The 1,746-nt window shown below is 71.9% G+C and carries 2 protein-coding genes; both read left to right on the forward strand.

Annotation, left to right across the window (positions count from 1 at the left end):
* The first annotated feature begins 44 nt into the window (after positions 1 to 44).
* Positions 45 to 1,322, forward strand: coding sequence for an MFS transporter (locus tag U9R90_RS35980; RefSeq protein ID WP_411061681.1), 1,278 nt, complete (start codon positions 45 to 47; stop codon positions 1,320 to 1,322).
* Positions 1,323 to 1,351: 29 nt separating this feature from the next.
* The coding region (thpR, locus tag U9R90_RS35985) for an RNA 2',3'-cyclic phosphodiesterase (RefSeq protein ID WP_411061680.1) at positions 1,352 to 1,746 on the forward strand (395 nt) is incomplete at its 3' end.

A 1,746-nucleotide genomic window follows, 5' to 3' on the forward strand; every position in this document is an offset into this window, starting at 1 on the left:
ACCCCATCACCCGCACCGGGCCCGCCAAGCCCGCCAAGCCCAGCATGTTCAGCTCGCTGAAGAACCGGAACTACCGGCTCTTCTTCACCGGGCAAGTGGTCTCCAACACCGGCACCTGGATGCAGCGCATCGCCCAGGACTGGCTGGTTCTCACCCTGACCGGCTCCGCGTCCGCCGTCGGGATCACCATCGCGCTGCAGTTCCTGCCCATGCTGCTGTTCGGCCTGTACGGCGGCGTCCTCGTGGACCGCCTGCCCAAGCGCCGGATCCTCTTCGTCACCCAGTCCGCGATGGGCCTGACCGGTGTCGCGCTCGCCGTGCTCACCCTCGCCGGGCACGTCCAGACCTGGCACGTCTACCTCACCGCGTTCGTCCTCGGCCTGATCACCGTCGTCGACAACCCGGCCCGGCAGACCTTCGTCTCCGAGATGGTCGGCCCCGACCAGCTGGCGAACGCGGTCAGCCTGAACTCCGCGAACTTCCAGTCCGCGCGGCTCGTCGGCCCCGCCGTCGCCGGTGTGCTGATCACCGCCGTCGGCAGCGGCTACGCCTTCCTGCTCAACGGCCTGTCCTTCCTCGCACCGCTGATCGGCCTGGCGCTGATGCGCCCCGCCGAGCTGCACAAGGTGGAGCGGCCCCCGCGCGGCAAGGGACAGCTGCGGGAAGGGCTGCGCTATGTGGCCGGACGGCCGGAACTGATCTGGCCGATCGTCCTCGTGGGGTTCATCGGGACCTTCGGCTTCAACTTCCCGATCTGGCTGAGCGCCTTCGTGGACGATGTCTACGACTCGGGCGCGAGTACGTACGGCCTGCTCAACACCCTGATGGCCACCGGCTCACTGGCCGGAGCCCTGCTCGCCGCACGGCGCGGCAACTCGCGGCTGCGCCTGCTGGTCGCCGCCGCGGTGGCCTTCGGCGTACTGGAGGTCGTCACCGCCTTCGCACCGTCCTTCTGGCTGTTCGCGGCGCTGCTGGTGCCGATCGGCATGTTCGGCCTGACGGTCAACGTGGTCGCCAACTCCAGCGTGCAGATGGCCACCGACCCGATGATGCGGGGCCGGGTGATGAGCCTGTTCATGATGGTCTTCACCGGCGGTACGCCGCTGGGGGCACCCCTCGTCGGCTGGATCACCGACACCTACGGCGCCCGGGTCGGCTTCGCCGCGGGCGGCGTCGTGTCGCTGCTGGCCGCGCTGGCGATCGGGGTGATCCTGGCCCGGGTCGGCGGGCTGCGGGTGCGGGTGCGGATGCACCGGGGGCACCCGCAGGTGCGGTTCGTGCCGAAGGAGCGCGAGCGGCAGCAGCTGGCCGCGGTGGCCTGAGAGTGGCCGGGCCGGGTAAGGAGGGACACGTGAGACTCTTCGCCGCCGTCCTGCCGCCTGATCCGGCCATCGCCGAGCTCGCCGCCGAGGTCCGTACGCTGCACGCGCTCCCCGGCGCCGACCGGCTCCGCTGGACCGAGCGCGAGAACTGGCACTTCACGCTCGCGTTCATGGGGGAGGTACCCGACGAGGCGCTCCCCGCCCTCGCCGAGCGGCTGGCCCGCGCCGCGCACCGCACCGACCCGTTCGGGCTCAATCTGCGCGGCGGGGGCCGCTTCGGGGACCGTGCGCTGTGGGTCGGGGCGGCGGGCGAGCTGGGCGTACTGCGCCGCCTCGCGGAGCGCGCGGACGCGGCCGCGCGCAAGGCGGGCGTGGCGATGGAGGGCCCGCCGCGCCGGTTCACACCGCATCTGACGGTGGCCAG

This window comes from Streptomyces sp. E11-3 (assembly GCF_046540415.1).
GTDB lineage: Bacteria > Actinomycetota > Actinomycetes > Streptomycetales > Streptomycetaceae > Streptomyces.